The organism is Verrucomicrobiaceae bacterium (assembly GCA_016713035.1).
In the GTDB taxonomy this organism is placed as follows: Bacteria; Verrucomicrobiota; Verrucomicrobiia; order Verrucomicrobiales; family Verrucomicrobiaceae; genus Prosthecobacter.
Genome location: JADJPW010000004.1, coordinates 518161 through 538487, shown reverse-complemented (window position 1 = coordinate 538487; position 20327 = coordinate 518161). Strand labels below are relative to the sequence as shown.

The following is a 20327-nucleotide window of genomic DNA, read 5'->3' as shown; positions in this document are numbered from 1 at the left end:
CGCATGCAACCTCCCGGTCCATCTCGTTCTGCCCTGCCGCCCCTGCTCGGCTACCTCGCCGCCGTACTTATCGGCGGGGCACTCCTCGCGCCGCTGCTCTTTGATTTGGGGAAATGGGCTCAGGCATGGCTCAGCGGCTCCTCGCTGCGTGATCTAGGCATCACGCAGTGGCTGCTGGATGAGATCCGCCGCGCTAGCTTCACTCGCTACTTCAACCGGGCCGTGCTGGTGCTCGCGCTGGGGCTACTGTGGCCGCTCATGCGGCTCATCCGGCTGGATCGGCGTGTGTGGCCTCCGGTGGTGCCTGTGGGCACTGGGATCAAAGAAGCGCTCACCGGCTTCGCACTAGCGGCGGGGCTACTTTTTGGCCTGGGGCTGCTTTTTATCCAAAGTGGCGTGTATCAGCTCAAAGCGGACGCGGCTTGGCTACGGCTCGCGCCGCATCTCACGGCCGCATTGGGCGCAGGAATCATCGAAGAGCTGTTTTTTTCGCGGCGCACTGCTCGGCATCCTGCTTCGCAGCATGAGCACGCGGCAGGCTTTTTGCTGGTGTATCCTTCATTTTCGCCATTGTGCACTTTTTGCGCCCACCAGAGAGCTGGCAGCTCGCGGATGAGGCTGTGCGCTGGCATAGCGGATTCGCCGTGCTAAGTCAGCTCTTCAGCGGCTTTGGCGACTGGCGCTTTTTCGTGGCAGAATTCCTCACGCTGACCGCTGTGGGGGCTGTTTTGGCCTTTGCTCGGCTGCGCAGTGGCCGTCTGTGGCTGCCCATCGGCCTGCATGCGGGTTGGGTCTTTGGTTTGAAGTATTGCATGGCCCTCACCCTGCCCACTGCGCTCATCACCAGCGGCCAGAGCCTGCCCCGGATCGGCGCGAACCTCAAAATCGGCCTCGCACCATTCGCGACGGTACTTTTCACTGGCTTCATCGTGTCGCGGCTCCAAAAGAAGCCGCCTCACTCGATCACTCTCACATGAATCCCCGCACCATCCGCAAGCTCCACCGCTGGCTCGGCCTCTTCTTCAGTATCTCCGTCCTCATGGCCGCTGGCAGTGGGGTGATTCATAACGTCATGACACGCACGCAGGCCCCGCCACCGCAGGCGAAGCCCTCCGGCGGTGGCATGGACGTGAACGCCATCCGCATCAGCGTCGCAGAAGCCACTGCCAAGCTCAGCAACCCCGCGCCCACCGTGCAAGCCGTGAATCTGCGCGGCATCGGTGGCCAGCCCTGGTATCAAATCTACACCCCAGAGTCGAAGACACCGCACTACGTCAGCGCCGTAGATGGCCGTGTCGATGCCGCCCAAGATGAAGCCTACGCGGCGGAGATCGCACGCGGCTTCCTCGCAGGCTCCGAGGTGAAAAAACCGACTACCTCACCGCCTTCAACACCGAGTACCTCAACATCTTCCGCATCCTGCCCGTGTATCGCTTTGATACCGGCGACGCTCTCGACACCCGCGTCTATGTCAGCACCACCACCGGCAGCGTCACACGCCACACCGATCGCCAGCGCCAGCTCGAAGCCACCATCTTCACGAACTTCCACAAGCTCGGCTTCATCCGTGACAAAGACACCCGTGACTTCGTCCTCACCGTGCTCACCGCAGGCACCGCAGTCGTCGCGCTGCTTGGCATCGCGCTCTTTTTCGTCACGCGTCCGCGCTCACGCGGATGAATCAGGGGCAAAATGCCGCCCTCCGCTCTCATGGACATGCCGCACGTTCTTTGAGCGTGGAATTTGGCCAGCCAAAGCCGTTATGATCGCGCCATGAAGCTCTTTTTGTGCCTCGCTCTCCTCACCACCCTCGCACTCGCCGATGACTCGGCAAAACTCGCCGCGCTACTCGAAAAAAGTGGCGTCGTGACCATCCCTGCGGGCGATTACCATCTCGATGGCACGCAGCCGATCCCCCCTGCGATCAAACACCACCATCATGGCCCACGGCGCACGCTTCCTCCCTGCCGGAGTCGCTGCCGGACAAAGCTCGCGTAGTGCTCTTTGCTGGTGAAAACATCGCGCACTTCGCATGGCATGGCGGCGAGTTCATCGGGCATGTCTTTGACCCCGCGAAGAAGGACAACACCTGGGAACCGAACGCCAACACGAAAGGCATCGAGATCACCACCACCGTCGAAGGCGGCACGCACGACATTTTGTTTCGCGATGTGAAGGCCGACGGCATGGCCGCCGCCGTCATCGGCGTGCATGGCAAATACGGCACGAAAAGCGAGAGCGAAGTCGAGCACTACGCCGAGCGTGTCACTCTCGATAGCTGCACCCTGCTGCGCAGCGGCAAGTTCATGTGGGACTACGGCTACCTCTGGCAGATCATCACGTTTCCCGAGTCCTACCAGCCCTGGGAAGTCGAGCGGGCCAAAAAATACTTCCGCACCGATCTCATGCGCGAAGTAGCCTTCAGCGGCGACCTCGTGAAGTTCGACAACACCACTCGCCCGCTCGCCATCAGCGCCACCGATGAGCCGAAAGAGGCGCTAACCTTCATGGGCAATGATTTGCCGAAAAACATCCTTCGCGGCCTCCAATACTTCGTCGTCGAGTCCACACCCACCCACATCAAAATCGCCGAAAAACCCGGCGGAGCACCGATTCGCTTCACAAGCGACGGTAGCGGCACTTTGGCCTTTAACCTCCAGGCCACCTACCTCGCCGCTTATGCCCCCACTGGCAGCGGACCCGGCAAAGGCGCCTTCGACATCGTCGGCGCACGCGATGTGCGTGTCACGGGCTGCCAGCTCAGCGCCATCGGCGACACCATGCACATCCAGCGCTGCAAAAACATCGTTTTCGCCAGCAACCACATCCTCGGCAGCCGCATGGGAGCGTTCTTTTTGGCCGAGTATTGCCAAAACGCCTCCATCACCGGCAATCTCGTGGATGGCACCAATGGCAGCCGCGTCATCAGCGTCGAGAAAAGCTGCACCGATGTCACCATGACCGGAAACACCTTCCGTGGCGGCGGTCGCGGTGCCTGGATCAACCAGCCCGTGAACTTCATCATGACCGGCAACATCTTCGTCAACAACACCACCAAAAACGACCCCGACCCACGCCTCGGTCGCATCGCCTTCCAGACCGCGCAGCCAGGCCACTTCCCCGAGCTCTACTTCACCCTCTACGAGCCCGGAGCCACCTACGGCCCCATCATCGTCAAAGATAACATTTTCCACCTCGGCCCCCATTGCCCCGAAGAAGCCGTCACCTTCGCCCCCCAACGGCCACGACCTCGTCTTCACCGGCAACACCTTCCAAAACAAGCCCGCCACCATCGTCGTCGATCCCACCTGCACGCGTGGAACCATCGAGGGCAATCTCGGCGCAAAAACCGTGAAGAAGCCCGTCGATTTCAATCACGGGCGGCGGTGAAAAGAACCCGGTTGTTCCGCATTCCTAGCCGGATAGACCTGCCTTATGCTCGTCAAAGCCTTTCTCGATTTCGTCGCCACTGTGGATCGTGCCACGATTCTGCCCACACTTGCGGCGGCGGATCAAACCCGTGCAGAAATCATTGAGCGCTTCCCGCTCGACGAGTTTGCCACACTGCCGCTGGAGCGCTTCGCCGTCGGCAAAAATGACAAATCCACGCTCTGCTATCTGCTTGAGTTTGGTTCAGATGGTCTCGGCAGCATGAGTGGTGGCAGCGCGGGCAAGCTCGGCGTGTATTATAATCGCAAAAGCCAGATGTGGCGCAGCGCAATACCGGACATGCCTGACCCGCAAGCAGCTTGGCAGGCACTACGGGCGGACTTTCTCAGCTGCATCGAACTCGGCAAAACTGGACGTTGGGATGAGATCGACGCACTCCCGGTTGCTCGCTATACCTCAGCTCTGCGCACGAAATGGCTGCACTATATTTCCCGGATGAAGTCATCAATATTTACTCCTTCTACCACCTCAAGCAGTGGATCAGAATGTTCGGCGGAGTGAGCAAACGCATTCATGGCAAAAGATTCACCGCCTTTGCCAACCGCCAGCTTGTTGAAATCCTCCGTGCTATTCCAGAGCTCAACGGGCGCAGCCTCCGGGAGATTGGCCACCTTCTCTACAGTTGGCCGGAGAGTCCTTTGCGCAAAACGAAGCCTAGCGACGATGGAGATGACGATGATGAAACCAAAACAACGCCAGCCATGATATGGACGAAACCACCCCTGAACCAAATCCTCTACGGTCCGCCTGGCACTGGCAAAACTTATGAAGCCATTCGCCGTGCCGCTGAAATTATAGAAGGCCGAGAGATTCCAGACGATGACCATGCCAAGGCCGCCTATGACAAAGCCTGTGATTCAGGGCGCATCCGTCTGGCCACCTTTCACCAGTCATTCAGTTACGAGGACTTTATAGAGGGAATTCGTCCGGTGATGAGCGAGGACAGAGAAGCACGATTTGAGGTGAGGGATGGCGTTTTCAAAGAAATGGCGATCGAAACCCTCGCTGCATGTTTGGAGCGCCCACAAGGGTCTGCGGATGGAAGCCTCTTTGATACATGTTGGAGAATTCTCATCGAAGTTGTAAACGAGACGGATGGTCTTGAGATTGATGGTCTCAAGGGAGTGATATGGCAACTTTCCGCAACGGAGCTTGGAAACATCAAGGCTATCAACAAATCGACCCAGAAGGAACTTACCTGCGGAAGGGCAAATGCAGCCAAGATTTGGCAGGCCTATTTTCCAATGGAGCGAATTTCATCCATGGAAGTTTCTGAAGCACTCAGCAAAGGCGCTCATTTCGGAGTGGTTGCCGCGATTTACAACTACCTCGCTTCTAAAATTGCTCCTCAAGCCAAGAAATCCCAGCAAGCACCTGAAGGGACTTCCACGGAAGGAATTGCAGACAAGGCATCCGTCGTGTCCTCCTATCTTGAAGAGGGTCCACGTTCCGGCTGGCAGCTTCGCGCTGACAAAAACTATCCGCCCTACGTCCTGATCATCGACGAGATCAATCGAGGGAACATCAGCCGCATCTTTGGGGAGCTGATCACGCTCATTGAGGAGGACAAGCGTGAGGGCGCGGAGAATGCGTTACGAGTGACTCTGCCTTCCTCGCGTGAGCTTTTCGCGGTGCCACCGAACCTTTACATCCTTGGCACGATGAACACGGCGGACAAATCGTTGGCCCTGCTGGATGTGGCGCTGCGGCGGCGTTTTGAGTTTGAGGAGCTGGCTCCGAACTTCAGTGTTTGCGAGGGGCTGACTGACGAGATGAAAAGCGTGCTGAACCGGCTCAATGAGCGGATCGAACTGCGGAAGGATCGCGATCACCGCATCGGTCATGCGTTCTTCATGGGTGTGAAGGATGCAGAAGGCTTCAACCGTGTGTTTCGACGGAAAGTGGTGCCGCTGCTACAGGAGTATTTCTTCAATGACATCGACGGTGCACGCTTCGTGCTCGGAGAAGAGGCCCCAAACAGTGAAAAAGGCTTCCTACGGCCCCTGAAGGCCAAAGTGGAGTCTAAATACCAGCGGAACCGCTGGCGCTGGTTCACCGATGAGGAGCCGGGTATGGACTGCTGGGCCGTTTTGAACGCCAACCTCGCTGAAACGTGATTTCTGAACCTTTCCGCCTCTGCGAGCATCAACGTGTGAATGTGAGCTGGAGCCACGACACACGCCAAGCGGTGCTGGCTTCGGCTACGGCCTGGCAGGAGGCGCATGGTTTGAAGCAGCCGCCATTGAGTTTTGAAGGGCTGGACGGGAACATTTTGAGAGCGCAGCAGCATGTGGGCGTGATCGAGGCGGGCGGTGTTTGTGTGGAGATTTATCCCAAACTCGACGCCGAACTCGTGAAAGATGGGCAGGTGACGAATCAAAGCGCCGCCACAGTGATGAAAAACCTGCTCTGGCTGCTGGAGGAGTCCGGCCACGAAGGTCTCATCGACGCTGGCGAGGCCGAGGTGGAGGAGTCTCCCGATTCCATCTGCGATCTCCTGGCCTGGCTCTTTGCGCGGCGACTGCGTCACCAGCTCGGTATGGGGCTGGCACAGGAATACATCAGCATGCGAGATGATCTGCCGCTGGTGCGGGGCCGGATTGACTTTGCAAGGCAGTCCACGGTTCATTTTGGCCGCCCGGATGTGATCGCATGCGCATGGGATGAGTTCACGCCGGACACGCCGCTCGCCCACCTGCTGCGCTGCGCTGCTGAGGTGCTCTTGGAGCGTGTGCGCCTGCCCGGTGCCGCCGCGGACTTGCGTGATGCACTCGCCATGTTTGATGAAGTCGAATCCGTGCAGCCCGTTCAGGCAGTCGCATCAGCCACAGGCATCCGTTGGTCACGGCTGAATGTCCGCTGGAGGCCGTGCCATGATCTAGCGCTCGCTGTTTTGACCGGTCAGGGCCGTGAAATGCACGCTGGGAGCAGCGGCAGTTTCGTTTTCCTCATCGACATGAATCGCCTCTTTGAGGACTACTGCCTGTGTTGGCTCGAAAAGACCTACAAGCAGCGCATCGAGCCGCAAAAACGTCTTGGCACGCTGCTTGTGGCCCCGGACAAACGTATCGCGCAGGACGCGGACTTCTTCTGGCTGGATGAAAACGAGATCTGGGTCGGCGATGCAAAGTACAAGCTCCCCGATGTCCAAAACTGGCCGCGCATCGAAGATCTGCGCCAGCTCATCTGCTACGGCCAACTCGCACAACGAATCCACACGGGCAAACCCAGTAGGCTCATGATCCTGCACCCTACGACGGGTGAGGAGAACTGTGAGACGCTGCAAACCTTCGATGCACAGGAATTGCGTCTTCAAAGCATTCGAGTCACTCGCAGCGATCTAGCCTGAGATTCATCTCCAACACAACCCACCACCATGATCCTCCGCCTCATCTCCCTCCTCACGCTCGCGTTTCTCACCACGGCTCGTGCAGAGCAGTTTGTGCTTTTTGATGTGACGTTCACCTTCACGCAGGAAGATGCGCTTAATTCGAAGCCCAGTCAGTCGCACTACTACCTCAAAGACGACCGACTCAATCCGCAGCGTCCGAAGGACTGGACGACACCGGTGGATTACCGCAACGGCACGGCGCATCTGCGGCTGGAGGTGCTCGAAAAACCGGCGGGGGATCAGCCCACGTCGTGGAGCGTGTGCTACATCCCTTACAAAGGCCAAAACCACGGCTACGGCTGCATCGGCACGGGGGCGTATTCCAAGACGGGCGTGATCGAAAAGGATCTCGATATGACGAAGTTCTGGCAGAACAACGACATCATCTGGAGCCAGGGCATCAAGGAGATGCATCTCGTCCTCAAAGACGACAAAAATCTCCACGTCCACAAGCGCCCTGATCCCGAGAAGTTCTTTCCCACGAAGGTGCGCATGACGCTGATCCAGGTGTCCAAGGGGGGCGAAGTATGATCCCTCACAAGTTCCAGCCGCGAAGTAACGGATCGACGGCTTTTTTGCCAGCCGCTCATCTCATGGCAGAGTGATGTCCACCACCAGCCCGCCGCCCTCGCGATTCCGTGCCGTCACGGTGCCACCGCAGGCTTCGATGCAGCGCTTCGTGATCGCGAGGCCGAGGCCGCTGCCACCTGTGTTGCGGCCACGGGCCGCCTCAGGGCGGAAAAAGGGCTCAAAGAGGCGTGCAATGGCCTCTTCGGGCACTCCGGGGCCACGATCTGCGATTTGGAGTGTCACGTGGCCGTTTTCAGCATTGGCGGTGATTTCGATGTTTTTGGCGTAGCGGATGGCGTTGCGCACGACGTTGCCGATGCCGCGATCCAGGGCGTTTCGGAGGCTGTGGAGCTTGAAGTCGCCGATCTCGAGTTTGATGCCGTTTTCGGGCGCTTCGCGGGCGAGGATGTTTTGGAGCAATTCGCGCAAATCGAGGTCTTCGGGCGTTCCGCGGCCGGGGATGGTTTCCGCTTTGGAGAAGGCGAGGACCTCTTCGACGAGTTTGGCCATGTGCTGGAGTTCGCGGTCGAGTTTTGCAGGTAGGTGGATTGATCGGGCGTGCTGCGCTGCTCCACCACGCCGAGCGCCATCTGCATGCGGGCGATGGGGCTGCATAGCTCGTGTGCGACATCGGCGGTGATGCGTTTTTGCTCGCGCATGTAGTCGCCGAGCTGCGCGGCCATGGTGTTCACGGAGGTGGAGAGCTCGCCGAGTTCATCGCTGCGTTGTTTTTCGATGCGCTCGTCGAATTTGCCATGCGCGATGCGGCCTGCGGCGTGGTTGAGCGTGCCGATGAAGCCGGTGATGCCGCGCACGAAGGGCATCCACATGGAGTGCGGAGATGAGGAGTGCGGCAGCAGCGAGCCAGAGCCACGGGCGCAGATCGAAAAAGAGGCCGCCGCCGCTGATGCTGTCAGAGACCATGACGAGCGTGAGTGAGCGACCATCCTGCGCGACGAGGTCGAGATGCACACCAGCCCAGTAGCGAGCGGGATCGCCAGCACGCATCATGAAGCGCGGCTTCGGCGGTGCATCGGCAGGACGTTTCGAGACAGGGCCGGGTGCGCGGCGGGCGAGTTTTTCTCCGAGTGGACGGCGGTCGATGAGTCGCGGCATGACCTCGGGCGGTGGCGTGAGCGGTTTGCCATGGAGCTGCTCGCCGCGTCCGTCAAAAGGCCGAAGGTGACGCCGTGTTTTTGATCGTAGTCGCTCAAATGAGCGGGCCATTCGCTCTCGGCGAGGCGGGAGAACTCAAAGGTGATGGTCTCGCCGATGGCGGCGATGCGATCACCGGGCTCGCCGGAGAGCATCCAGTCGAGACCGAGGCGAAACTGCGCCTTGAGGAAGAAAAAGAAGAGCAGCGCCAGCACCGCGAGGTTCAGGGCGAACCACGAGAGGATCTTGCCGTAAAGCGGTAGGCGCACGCGGCTCATCGGGCGGGAGTGACGAGTTGATAGCCGTAGCCGCGCACGGTTTTGATGTAGCGCGGCTCCTTGGGGTCATCGCCGAGTTTTTGCGTAGCGTGGAGATGTGCATGTCGATGGCGCGGTCAAAGACATCCCACTCGCGGTCGGCGACCTCTTCGATGAGCTGCTCGCGTGTTTTGACACGACCGTGGGCCTTCGCGAGTGACAAAAGAAGGCCGAACTCAGCCGGCGTGAGCTGCACGGGCTGGTCGCCGAGGACGACATCATGCGTTTCGGGATTGATGCGCAGTTCGCCGATGACGATTTCTTTGATAGGAGCCTGAGGAGCAGTCTCCGCGATCCAGCCGGTGCGGCGCAGCAGGGCGCGGAGGCGGGCGAGGAGCTCGCGGGAGGAAAAAGTCTTCGGCAGGTAGTCGTCTGCACCGAGTTCGAGGCCGACGATGCGGTCCACCTCCTCGCCGCGGCCGGTGAGCATCATGACGGGCACTTTGGACTTCGCACGGATGCGGCGGAGGACTTCAAAGCCATCGCAGCCGGGCATCATGACATCGAGGATGATGGCCGCCCAGCCCTCGGAGGTGGCGCGGTCAGCTCCACGCTCGCCATCGTGCTCCATTTCGACCTGGAAGCCCATCGGCGTTAGGTAATCGGCCACGAGCTGGCAGAGCTCGGTGTCGTCGTCGATGATGAGGAGGCGCATGGCGGAGTGTGATGCAGACCTTCCTGTCTGCACGGCTCTTTACACAATCCCGACAAATTTATGCACAGCTTGAGAAGCACGAATCTGAACGGCGTTGTGCTGCCTTGGCTATGCCACCAACGCATTCGCCTTCCGCCACTTCACGCGGGCGAGGTTGAGTTCGCCGGTGTTGGTTTTGGGGCACCAGGAGCCGTCGGTGATCCAGGATTCGGCGGGGCTGGCATTGCAGACGCCGAAGTTGCCGTTGAAGGCGACGAGGTCGGCGGCGTTCACGCCATCGCCGATGAGCGGGAGCACGACGCGCTCGGTGGCGCGGATGAGGCGGAGCGTTTTCCGGGTCCACCTGCGCCACCCAGAGCGGGGCACGCCAGCGGATGACCTTTTCGTTGGTGGGATCGCGTCGCGTATAGACGAGGAAGAGGCCGTCGGAATGCGTGAGCCAGTGCTGCTGCGTGCTGTTCGTCATGAGCGGCGTGCCGTCGTCCCAGCTCCATGGCTGCTGCGGCTCGTAGTGCAGGCCGTCATCGCTCACGGCGACGTAGCCTTTGCGATCCTCGGCGCGGATGGTGAGGTAAAAACGGCCTCCGAACCGCGTGAGCGAAGGCTCGAGCAGTCCGCGGCCGACGCTGTTCGTAAGCGCGTTGCCGGTTTGTTTGATGAGGAGCTGGTCGCCATCAAAGGAGCAGCGCACGCCGCACACGGAGCGCGTCTGGCCTTTGACGCCGAAGGTGAAGCTCATGAGCACATCGCCATCCGGCAGCATGTGGCGCTGGCCGCAGTTGTTTGAGTAGATCTCGGTGGCACGCGGGTCGTCCCACACGAGCTTGCGACGCGGCCCCCACGTGCCGTCTTTCCACACGGCGTAGATCGGCCAGCGCGGCGGCTGGTTGCGATCAAAGCCTTTGTCCTTGTAGAAGACATTGTGACCGAGCGCGAGCACGCTGCCGGTCTGCGGATGAAACTCGGGCGTGATGTCGCAAACGGCCTCATTCAAGCCATCGGGCAGCTTTTCCCAACCCAGCGGCGGCGCGGGCATGAACTCGCTCCAGGTTTGGCCGAGGTCATCGGAGGTGGTCCAGTGCACATGCCCGAAGTGATCGGAGCCCACGATGGGCTGCGTGGTCATGAAGGCCTTCTTGCCGACCATGCAGGCTCGCGGATGGAACCAGGTGCCTTTGGGCAGCGCGGGGGTCTTCAGCACGACTTTCTCGATGGACTCGATGAGCGGGTCCTCCGCGGCCAAAACGTGCGTGTGAGCCGAGGCGAGCGCGAGGCTGGTCGTTTGGAGAAAATGGCGGCGGGTGAGGTGCATGCGTTTGATTAAGACGCGTCGCACGGGCAGCGCTTTGCAGAAGTGGGCGCGAATGCCTGCCTGCGGCTGCCTTGACGCAATCCTGACAAATCTCCCGAGAATCGCTGAAGCCGTTTTGACGCGTCGAGAGTTAGTAGGCGGTGCTATGAAAACGCTCTCTGCCCTTCTTCTATTCGCGACAAGCCTCGCCGCGCATGATCTGGCCACCACCGACCGCGAGGCGCTGCGGGCGCATATTCTCGAGGAGTGGATGCAGAAGGGAGCGCGGGCACTCCTGCCCGCATCTTCTGAAAATGGCGGCGAAGCCGCGAAGAGGAATGAAGCGGAGAAGAGTCTCCGCGCTCCTCTTCTCGCCTCCACGGCCTCGGTCGTCCAACTCGCCGCCGCGGCAGTCGCGAACGCGGCGAATGCCCCGCAGACCGCGAAGGCCTTTCTGCCCTTCACGAAGCTCGATCTGCGTGCGGATGGTGAGTTTCTCTATGTGGGCTCGAATGGCATGCCGGATCACAACATGATGGTCGGCATCACCGCGTGGCAGCAGCAGGTGCCGCTGCCGCAGCCGTATTTCGATGACAATGCCTGGCGCATTCCGCTGAAGCCGGTGCCAGCCAAGGAACCCGCCATGATCAAAGGTCGCTTCCTGCGCGGCGCGATCGCTTTGGCGGTGAATGGCATCCCGATCTTCAACCCGCAGAACAATCGCGGTGAGATCAGCTATGAAATCGGCGAGCTCGACGAGTGGGGCGGTCATTGCGGACGCGCGGATGATTATCACTACCACATCGCGCCGCTGCATTTGCAGGCGCAGGTGGGCAAAGGCATGCCGGTGGCTTATGCGCTCGATGGCTATCCGATCTATGGCCTCACGGAGCCGGATGGCTCGCCCGTGGCGAACCTCGACGAGTGCCACGGCCACGAATCGCCCGGCGGCTATCATTATCATGCTTCGAACAAGTATCCGTATGTCTTCGGTGGCTTCCACGGCGAGGTCGTGGAGGCGGGCGAGCAAGTGGATCCGCAACCACGTGCGCAAGGTGTGCGTGAGGCCCTCACGGCGCTTCGCGGTGCCAAGATCACCGCCTTCGAAAGCACCGGCAAGGACAGCTACAAGCTCAGCTACGAGGTGAATGGCGACAAACGCAGCGTCAGCTACTCGATCAAGGCCGATGGCACCTATCCCTTTCACTTCGACAATGGTCGCGAAGGCACGGCGGATGAAGTTTACACCGCACGTCGCCAAGGTGGCGGTGGTGGTGATCGTCCGCCCGGCGGCGGTGCTGAAGGCATGAAGGGCAAAGGAAAAGGCAAGGGACAGGGCAAAGGTGGTCGCGAAGGCGAGATGCGTCGCGGTGATGAACCGCCGCCCCGTCCCGGTGAAGAAGGCGGTCGCCCGCCGCGTCCGCAGGCCGAGGTGGAAGGCATCCTCGATGTGAATGGCGATGGCGTCCCGATGCGATGGCGAAGGCCAAAGAGCAGTTCAACACCTTCGATCACAATCGCGATGGCAAACTCGACACCCCGGAACTCGATGAACTCGCTGGCAACGCACCTGCCGGTGACGCCCCTCGACCCCGTGACAATGAACCTCCAGCACGCGAAGAGATGAAGCGCGGTGAAGGTGGAGGTCGTGGAGGCAAGCAGGAAACGTTCGTGGCACTGCCGGATCAGCCTCGCAGCAGCGATGGCAAGTTCATGCTCAATAGCCCCGTGGTGGAAGACCTCAAAAATCTGCCCATTGAGTTCACTGGAGACGGAGTCGGCATCAGCCCACCTCTCGAGTGGATCGGGGCACCCTCTGGCACACAGAGCTTCGCCTTGATCATGGATCATGTGACGCCTGATGGAGACAAGAAGTGGTATTGGACCATCTATGACATCCCCAGCGAAGTCGCAAGCCTGCCAAAGGACTCGCAACGCATTGGCAAGCTAGGCACTGGCTTCAAAGGTGACGCGGGCTACGAACCCCCGCACTCCAAGGGGCCTGGCGCAAAGACCTACGTGATCACGATGTACGCCCTCTCTGGCCCGCTGAAGGTGAATAACACTCCCGGTCGTGAAGAGCTCATCGCCGCGATGAAGGACAAGGTGCTCGCGAGTTCATCTCTGCGTGTCGTTCACAGCAGTGGATCAGGCGCAGGGTCATTCCGTCCCCGCCGAGAGCCAATGCGGGCCAGGAACCCAAAAAGGGGGCGGCAAAGGAAAAGGCAAAGGTGGCCCTCCCGGCCTCGTGAAGCCCAGCATCGCCGACACGATCAAACTCAACGTCTATGCCGACAATTGGTTCATGCTCTACGTCAACGGCCGCCTCGTCGCCGTGGACAGCATTCAGTTCACGCCGCACAATGTCGTCAGCGTCGATTTCCTGCCCGAGTATCCCATGACCATCGCCGTGCTTGCGAAGGACAACGCCGATCCGAAGACCGGCATGGAATACGGCACCAGCATCGGCGACGCCGGCCTGTGCATCAATTCGCCGACGGCACCGTCACCAACGCCACCTGGAAGGCCAAAACTTCTTCCACGGCCCCATCAACGCCGACACCGCGAACCCAAAAGTCATCCAAGAGCCTCTTCCTGCCAATTGGTGGACCGTGGACTTCGACGACAGCACCTGGAAAAACGCCAAGGAATACACCGTCGAAGAAGTCGATCCCAAACAGCCCTACTTCGAGAACGACTTCGAAGGTGCCAAGTTCATCTGGAGCGACGACATCGCCCTCGACAACACCGTCATCTTCCGCACCAAGGTCGAAAAACCCGGCTGGACGCCAAGATGGAACACGAAGCCCGATCTCGATGTGAGCGGCGTGCCAGTGAAGTGATGGTCCTCTGATGCATTCCAGTAGTGCTGGTAGAGCCTTTCACGGGTCATTGCCCCACACTAAAGCGAGCGACAACATGGGGGCGCAGCCCCGACTCAGCTAGCCTTCCCTTCTTCATTAATGGAAGGAGGGGCGGAGAAAAAGCAGCAGCGGAGCCAGCCGACAATGCTCCACCGACGATCATCCATGTCGTGGGCCGTTCGCAGGGCCTGTATCCAGGCAGTCAGCCATGATTCCGCAAAAGTGCACCCGTGGCCATCTTGCTCATCAGCAGCGGAATGCAGGACAATGATGCGAATGAGGCCTCTTGGCCTTTGGGCGCTATGGAGGCGGCATACTCATAGACACGCGGCGAATAGAGTGCCTCCCCGATTGAGAAAACCACCTGCCAGAGAACAATCATCACGATGTAAGCGGATGAATTTGCCCCTGAAAATCCAGGTAACCATGCCCCACCGCGTCCCCAAGGCACCATCGGCTAGCCCTTGAAAAAACTGCCCGGGAGCGCCATGAATATAAATGAGACCGCCGTGACAAATCCGCCGAAAATAACCATCGAATAGGCTGAATGCTTCCGCGTGAGAATACCGATCAGAGGTGCTAGGACTAGAATGAGCACACTGTTGACCGCATTGAAGCGCCCTGCTCGATCACCGCCTTCCACTCCAGTTCGCGTTCCGGGAAAGTGGGAAGCACGCTGTCCATCGTTCCAAAAACGATCTTGAGAAGGCCGATCATGGCTAGGAAAGTCAATAGCCGCGCGAAGCCAGGGTGCCGCACCAATCCCATGAGTTGTTTACCGGTTTCACTCGCTGTGTTCGGATGGTGGTGCCAAATTTCGCCAGAACCCACCGTCTTGGCCACTGCTTTTAGTTGCAGCGGTCATATCATGGTCGGCTCGCATCAGCCACAACAGAGGCAACATGAGCAACTCCACTGCAATACTCACGAAGATGAGCACCCGTTCTTGGCTAAATGGCACTCCAGTAAAACTCACCATTCCAGCTTGATCGGGCGGCAGAGCGGAGAAGACGGAATCGCGAAAGAAATAAGCAACGAGGAAACCAGCGTTCATGATCGCGTAGAAGATCGAGAACGCCACGGAGCGCTGTTCCGGCGTGGTGAATTTACGCGTGGCCGCCACGAGCACTGGCGTGCAAAATGCCTCGCCGATGGCTGCTGGCACCATGCCAAACACAAGAGCGACCCATACGTTGGTGCTGGCAAACATCACGGTCCGGGAACACGACGGAAAGCAGCATGCCGATCATCAGAGTGCGTCGCATTCCAATCGCATCAGCAAGAGAGCCAGATAGCAACGTGGCAACCATGATGAATGTGCCCCAGGCAGCAAAGACCGCCTGCCCCTGGCATCACTCAAATGAAGGTCTTTGATTGCCCAATTTGTGATACACCACGTTGAGCAACTTGTAGGCGGTCACGATTACCATCTTCAAACCAAAGGTAATCCAAAGTTCACGCTGGGCTCCGCGAGCTTGATGAGCGCAAACATTCCGATTCCGAAAATTGCCCCTCCAACAATGCAACCTGGTACGACACCCATTTTTGCCTTCTCCGAGACAAGATAGGCAAAAGCTGCGCCGATGAGTGCCAGCACACCTCCACGGAGGAGGAGCGGTGAAAACGAGGTGGTAGCAGGAGGAGTGTCAGTCATGGGCAGAGGGGGACAGCTTATGTGCCTTTGGTCAAGCTCTGTGGCGAGGCAACGATCTTATCTTGCCCCTCCAGCGAGCGATGAGAGGCAGCATCACATGATTCACAAATGGATCGACCAGGGCTCCGACGATCACACCGAGGATGGATGCGATGCCCGCCTGCCCCAGCCACGCCAGAAAGCCGTGCAAAGCTGGCAACAATCCAGCAAAAGCCTCCGCCGAGTGATGCACCGCCTCCTCAGGCCCGTGTACACCCATCTGATGCAGACCATGGATGAGGATGCCACCACCTACCCAAAGCATAGCGATCATACCGACGAAACTCAGCACTTTGAGAAACACTGGCATACCGGCGACCATTCCGCGTCCGATGCTGCGAACGATCCCACTGCCAGAGCGTGCCAGCGCTACCCCCGCATCATCCGCTTTCACGATCAGTGCGACGACTCCATAGACCAGCAATGTCATGCCCAGACCCACCACGGCGAGAACAAACGCCTGCATCCACAATGGCGAGCTGGTGACAGATGCGAGCGTGATAGCCATGATCTCGGCAGAGAGGATGAAGTCCGTGCGGATGGCGCTGGTCACGCGTTCGTCCTCCAGCTCCTCCGCAGTGGTCGGGGCGGCTGATTCTGCTTCATCCACCTCGGTATGATGGTCTGGACGGATGATCTGGACCACCTTGTGATAGCCCTCTAGGCATAAAAACGCACCTCCAGCCATCAGCAGCGGAGTGATGATCCACGGAGCCACGAGGCTCAGGATCAGGGCTCCAGGCAGGAGGATGAGCAGCTTGTTTTTCAGAGAGCCTTTGGCGATTTTCACGATGATGGGCAATTCGCGCTCGGCACTCAGGCCCACGACGTATCGTGGTGTGACAGCGGCATCGTCGATGACGATGCCCGCAGCTTTTCCACCAGCTTTCGCGGCCATCGCGCCAGCATCATCCAGGGAAGATGCGGCCACCTTGGCCAGTGCGGTGACATCATCTAGCAGGGCAATGAGACCAGAGGTCATGGCCGACCTCCTTTCATAGGAATTTCGCAGTGAAATGAAGCGCTACGTGACTGGTGGAAAATGCGGAAGAGACGAAGGGAGATAAACATCATATGATGGGAGGACTGGGATGTGCGCATGAGCTGTGGAAGGTCAACTCGGGCCATAAACTTGTTTTTGCCGACTTAGAGACACCTTTTTGCGGCAAAACGTCGCAACTTACTCGCGGCACCTACTAGGGAGGTCGAAGGCGAAGGCGGAAACGGTCGAATCATGCCTCAGACCGTATTGACGTCGTTTCTATTGACCCAATCCTGACAAATGAACTCGAATTCCGTGATACCACCCTGACGTGGAGAGTGTTCATGGAGGATATGAAAATCCTGCTTCTCCTCCTAGTCGCGATGAGCTCATTCGCAGCAGAGTCGCCAAACTTCATCTTCATTCTCTCCGATGACCAGGACTGGACGGGGCTGTCCGTGCAGATGCATCCTGATCTGCCGAACTCGAAGAGCGATTTTTACCGCACGCCGAATCTGGAGATGCTCGCAGCACAGGGCATGAGGTTTAGCGCAGCGTATGCGCCTGCTCCCGTGTGCTCGCCTACGCGGATCAGTTTGCAGACAGGGCGGAATCCTGCGGCACTGGGCTGGACAAAGGCTGCACCCGCAGAGGAAGGGCATCGTTTGATCGAAGGAGCCTCTCGCAAGCATATTGGCAGCGAGGAAGTCACTGTGGCGGAGTTACTGCATTCGGCGGGCTATGCGACGGCGCATTTTGGCAAGTGGCATCTCGGTGGTGGTGGGCCGCAGGCGCATGGTTACGACGTGAGTGATGGAGATACGGGCAATCGCGATGCGGATCAATATGTCGATCCGAACCCGGTGGACATCTTTGGCATGAATGAGCGAGCGGAGGCCTTCATGAAGAAGCAAGTCGATGCACGGAAGCCCTTCTACATGCAGATGTCCTACTACGCACTGCATCTGCCGGAGAACGCGCTCAAGGCCACGCGGGCCTTTTACGAAAAACAGACGCCCGGTCGCATGCACAGCAATGTGGATGTCGCCGCGATCACAGCGGATCTCGACACGGGCGTGGGACGCTTGCTGTCTGCTGTCGAAAAGCTCGGCCTCAGCAGAAACACCTACATTATCTACATGTCTGACAACGGCGGTGGTGGGGGTGGCGGCGGCGCTGGAGGCGGCGGCAAAGGAAAGGGGAAAGGCGGCGGTGGGCGTGAGCAAGTGCGGCCACTCAGTGCAGGGAAAGGCGGCGTGTCGGAGGGCGGTATCCGTGTGCCCTTAATCATCCGTGGCCCAGGCATCGCGGCGAACTCGTGGTGCCATCAACGAGTCGTGGGTTACGATTTTCTACCGACACTCTGCAAGCTAGCCGGTGTGAAAGTGGCGCTACCCACGAATCTCGATGGTGGCGATTTTTCGCCCTTGCTGCGGGGTGCCCAAGAACCGGTAAAGCGTGCTCGCGAGGAAATGGTGTTTCACTTCCCGCACTATCAGGGTGATACGCCGCACAGCGCGATCCTCAGTGGAAACATGAAGCTGATCCACTTCTACGAGACTGGGGAGGATAGACTCTTCGATCTCGATGCGGATCTGGCGGAGAGGAGTGATCTCGCTGCCAGGAGCCCGGATGTCACTGCACGCCTCTCCAGGCGACTCGCAGACTACTTAAAGGAAGTCGGCGCTGAAATGCCGAAGCCGAATCCCAACTATGACCCTGCTAAAGAGCCTGCGAGGAAGGGCGGGGCCAAAGGTGGGAAGAAGCCAATGAAGTGACCAAGCGTCACGCCACGATCTCCTTCAGCACGCCGGAGCTATCGCCATGCCGCTCGGCATTCACGCCGATGCCATGCAGCAGAGTGAGCCAAGTGTTGCACAGTGGCGTGTCTTTCGGTGCCACGATGTTGTGTCCGAGCTTGATGCCCGCGCCGCCGCCGGTGAGCAGCGTGGGGCAGTTGTCGAGATTGTGCTCCGTGCGGATGTTGCTGCCGTAGGCGAGGGCGACGTGATCAAAGAGGCGGCTGCCATCGGCTTCCTTGGTGGCTTTGAGCTTGTCGAGGAGCCCAGCGAGCAGCTCGCTCTGCACCAGATCGCGCTGCTGCGAAGCGGCGAGCTTTTCGCCCATGGTCGAGTGATAGTGACTCATGTCATGCGGGGCCACTTTGATGCCGATGCTCGTCAGCAGCGTACTCACCGGCTGGCGGTAGGTCAGCACGCGGGTGCTGTCCGTCTGCATCGCGGCGACGATGATGTCATACATGATTTTGATCTCTTCTTTGCCCGCCAGGCCTTCCTGCGGCTGAGGGATCGGCGCCTTCGGCTGCGGCACGCCGATCCATTGCTCGTCCTTCGCGAGCCGCGTCTCGATGTCGCGGATGCCCTGGAAGTATTCGTCGAGCTTCGCCTTGTCGTTTTTGCCAAGGCCACGCTGCATCGCCTTCGCGTTCTCCATCACCGTGTCCAGCACGCTGCGCTTCTGCGCCAGCATCGCCTTCTGCTGCTCGATGGGCGTCGTGTCCTTGGAAAACAGCCGATGAAACGCCTCCACCGGGCCTTTGTGACCGCCGATGGGTTTGCCGCTCACATCCCAAGCCATCGAAAGCCCCGGCCCATGTCCCGAGGCCTCCGCGTTCTCGCTGCCATTGAGCTGAAGAGAAGCAAAACGCGTCTCCATGCCCAGCTTCGCCGCAGCGACCTGATCCGCCGAGATGCTGTTGTGAAACGTCTGCCCAGGCTCCGCGAAGCGGTTCGCGCCCGTGAGCCACATCGTGCTGCCCCAGTGGCCTTCGTTCGAGTATTTGTTCCAAAGCCCCTGTACGATGGAAAAGTCCGCCTTGTGCCTCGCCAGCGGCTTTAGGCCCTCCGGCAGCGTGTAATCCTTCCCCGTCTGCTTGCTGTCCGGAAACCACGTCTCCGTCGTGATGCCCCAGCCAAAGCCTAGGAACACCAAACGCTTTGGCGGAGCCGATAAGGCAGCCGCCGAGGCAAAACGACGAAAGCCCAGCGACTCCAAAGCGGGCAAAGCAATGAGCGCAGTTTTAGACTGGAGAAAGTGGCGGCGGGTTTTCATGGGGGCTGGGCTTTGATCAATACCTCCATCGTGAGGCAATCCTTGCCGGATACTTGCGCCTTGCTGATACCCACTCTTCAGGGGCTTGTCCGCTGCACATGGTGCAGCCCACAATCACGCTCAGATCTGGCTAGAAAATGCCTGGCTTTGCGATTTGGCCTCAATCTGGCGGAACAAGAACATTCAGGCCATCGCGAGCTACACGATCGATCCTCTTCAGCCTACTTGTGGTAAGGTTATATTTTCACTTTTCTGTCCTCGCGGTGTTTTATCGTTCGTCCATGCTGTGACTGGTAGTCATTTCATCATGTTCTGCTTGTACCCAAATACATCCCAACCGCATCGTTAACATGTTAACACACTCTCTCTTCCTCACCCTAACCGCTTTGGCGGTTCTCACGTCCTGCCAGTCCGGCCAGACGAAACACGCTACCTGTGCCGAGATGCCGCCTTACAAAGGCTCCACAGCGTTTGAACGCATGAAATCACTCGTCGGCAAATGGTCGGGCGAATCGCCTGAGATGGGTGTGATGAATACCGAGTTCCGCCTTATCGCGGGCGATTCGGTTATTGAGGAGCGCTTCGCTGCGGGCACTCCGATGGAGATGCTCAGCGTGTATCACGATGTGAATGGCAAGCTCACCATGACGCATTACTGCATGCTGCGAAACCAGCCGCGCATGAAGCTAGCGAAGCAGACCGCGGACTCGCTCACCTTTGATCTCGCTCCGACGCCCGGTCTGAATGTGCAGAAAGACATGCACATGCACGGTGCCACCTACACCTTCATTGATGCGAACCACTTCAAACTCGAAGGCGTGTCTTGGAAAGACGGCAAAAGCGCCCCCTGCGGACCGCCAGTCATCTTCACGCGGAAATAGCTCACA

The 20327-nt window shown here is 59.2% G+C and carries 20 protein-coding genes and 2 pseudogenes; 13 read left to right on the top strand and 9 right to left on the bottom strand.

Features of this window, described 5'->3' with window-relative positions:
• Positions 1–3: 3 nt before the first annotated feature.
• From IPK32_16485 to IPK32_16445, 9 genes are all read left to right on the top strand, one after another.
• Positions 4–651 carry a hypothetical protein gene (locus tag IPK32_16485; protein MBK8093523.1) on the top strand — a complete coding sequence of 216 codons (648 nt, stop codon included), beginning with the start codon at positions 4–6 and terminating at the stop codon, positions 649–651.
• Positions 573–977 (top strand): CPBP family intramembrane metalloprotease, encoded by a 405-nt coding sequence (locus IPK32_16480; GenBank protein MBK8093522.1) that lies wholly within the window; start codon positions 573–575, stop codon positions 975–977. The genes IPK32_16485 and IPK32_16480 overlap by 79 nt, the downstream gene beginning before the upstream one ends.
• Positions 974–1777, top strand: a complete 804-nt coding sequence (locus IPK32_16475) for a hypothetical protein (GenBank protein MBK8093521.1) — start codon at positions 974–976, stop codon at positions 1775–1777. Before IPK32_16480 ends, IPK32_16475 begins: the two co-directional genes overlap by 4 nt.
• On the top strand, positions 1774–1998 hold the full coding sequence (locus IPK32_16470) for a hypothetical protein (protein ID MBK8093520.1): 225 nt from the start codon (positions 1774–1776) through the stop codon (positions 1996–1998). Before IPK32_16475 ends, IPK32_16470 begins: the two co-directional genes overlap by 4 nt.
• Positions 1998–3536: a right-handed parallel beta-helix repeat-containing protein gene (locus IPK32_16465; protein ID MBK8093519.1), complete on the top strand. Its 1539-nt coding sequence runs from the start codon at positions 1998–2000 to the stop codon at positions 3534–3536. Before IPK32_16470 ends, IPK32_16465 begins: the two co-directional genes overlap by 1 nt.
• Entirely contained in the window at positions 3436–3951 is a 516-nt protein-coding gene (locus IPK32_16460; protein MBK8093518.1) for a hypothetical protein, read from the top strand. Before IPK32_16465 ends, IPK32_16460 begins: the two co-directional genes overlap by 101 nt.
• Positions 3952–4151: 200 nt before the next feature.
• On the top strand, positions 4152–5567 hold the full coding sequence (locus IPK32_16455) for an AAA family ATPase (GenBank protein MBK8093517.1): 1416 nt from the start codon (positions 4152–4154) through the stop codon (positions 5565–5567).
• The gene (locus IPK32_16450) at positions 5564–6799 is read left to right on the top strand and encodes a hypothetical protein (GenBank protein MBK8093516.1); all 1236 of its coding nucleotides are present in this window, start codon (positions 5564–5566) and stop codon (positions 6797–6799) included. Before IPK32_16455 ends, IPK32_16450 begins: the two co-directional genes overlap by 4 nt.
• Before the next feature lie 27 nt (positions 6800–6826).
• Positions 6827–7372, top strand: coding sequence for a hypothetical protein (locus IPK32_16445; GenBank protein MBK8093515.1), 546 nt, complete (start codon positions 6827–6829; stop codon positions 7370–7372).
• A 60-nt stretch (positions 7373–7432) separates the two neighbouring features.
• Here the strand turns inward: IPK32_16445 and IPK32_16440 are convergent, their stop codons facing one another.
• From IPK32_16440 to IPK32_16415, 6 genes and pseudogenes are all read right to left on the bottom strand, one after another.
• Positions 7433–7717, bottom strand: a complete 285-nt coding sequence (locus tag IPK32_16440; protein MBK8093514.1) for a hypothetical protein — start codon at positions 7715–7717, stop codon at positions 7433–7435.
• Positions 7651–8235, bottom strand: a complete 585-nt coding sequence (locus IPK32_16435) for a HAMP domain-containing protein (protein ID MBK8093513.1) — start codon at positions 8233–8235, stop codon at positions 7651–7653. The genes IPK32_16440 and IPK32_16435 overlap by 67 nt, the downstream gene beginning before the upstream one ends.
• Entirely contained in the window at positions 8126–8422 is a 297-nt protein-coding gene (locus IPK32_16430) for a hypothetical protein (GenBank protein ID MBK8093512.1), read from the bottom strand. The genes IPK32_16435 and IPK32_16430 overlap by 110 nt, the downstream gene beginning before the upstream one ends.
• A complete protein-coding gene (locus IPK32_16425; protein MBK8093511.1) occupies positions 8419–8844 on the bottom strand; it encodes a hypothetical protein in 426 nt (141 codons plus the stop codon). Before IPK32_16425 ends, IPK32_16430 begins: the two co-directional genes overlap by 4 nt.
• Positions 8841–9538, bottom strand: a pseudogene (locus IPK32_16420) (response regulator transcription factor). The gene IPK32_16425 and the pseudogene IPK32_16420 overlap by 4 nt, the downstream one beginning before the upstream one ends.
• Before the next feature lie 108 nt (positions 9539–9646).
• Positions 9647–10850, bottom strand: a pseudogene (locus IPK32_16415) (exo-alpha-sialidase).
• 52 nt (positions 10851–10902) lie between these two features.
• Between IPK32_16415 and IPK32_16410 the strand changes: the two are divergent.
• Together IPK32_16410 and IPK32_16405 are read left to right on the top strand one after the other, a co-directional pair.
• Positions 10903–12456, top strand: coding sequence for a YHYH protein (locus tag IPK32_16410; protein ID MBK8093510.1), 1554 nt, complete (start codon positions 10903–10905; stop codon positions 12454–12456).
• The gene (locus tag IPK32_16405) at positions 12453–13652 is read left to right on the top strand and encodes a YbhB/YbcL family Raf kinase inhibitor-like protein (protein ID MBK8093509.1); all 1200 of its coding nucleotides are present in this window, start codon (positions 12453–12455) and stop codon (positions 13650–13652) included. Before IPK32_16410 ends, IPK32_16405 begins: the two co-directional genes overlap by 4 nt.
• Before the next feature lie 825 nt (positions 13653–14477).
• On the opposite strand, the gene IPK32_16400 is transcribed toward IPK32_16405, so the two are convergent.
• A complete protein-coding gene (locus tag IPK32_16400) occupies positions 14478–14903 on the bottom strand; it encodes a hypothetical protein (GenBank protein ID MBK8093508.1) in 426 nt (141 codons plus the stop codon).
• A 475-nt stretch (positions 14904–15378) separates the two neighbouring features.
• Positions 15379–16368 carry a DUF808 domain-containing protein gene (locus IPK32_16395; protein MBK8093507.1) on the bottom strand — a complete coding sequence of 330 codons (990 nt, stop codon included), beginning with the start codon at positions 16366–16368 and terminating at the stop codon, positions 15379–15381.
• 353 nt (positions 16369–16721) lie between these two features.
• On the opposite strand from IPK32_16395, the gene IPK32_16390 reads away from it, so the two are divergent.
• Positions 16722–18146: a sulfatase gene (locus tag IPK32_16390; GenBank protein ID MBK8093506.1), complete on the top strand. Its 1425-nt coding sequence runs from the start codon at positions 16722–16724 to the stop codon at positions 18144–18146.
• Positions 18147–18153: 7 nt separating this feature from the next.
• On the opposite strand, the gene IPK32_16385 is transcribed toward IPK32_16390, so the two are convergent.
• Complete coding sequence (locus IPK32_16385; protein ID MBK8093505.1) at positions 18154–19440, bottom strand: DUF1552 domain-containing protein; 1287 nt, start codon at positions 19438–19440, stop codon at positions 18154–18156.
• Positions 19441–19790: 350 nt separating this feature from the next.
• Between IPK32_16385 and IPK32_16380 the strand changes: the two genes are divergently transcribed.
• Positions 19791–20321: a hypothetical protein gene (locus IPK32_16380; GenBank protein ID MBK8093504.1), complete on the top strand. Its 531-nt coding sequence runs from the start codon at positions 19791–19793 to the stop codon at positions 20319–20321.
• The last annotated feature ends 6 nt before the right edge of the window (positions 20322–20327 follow it).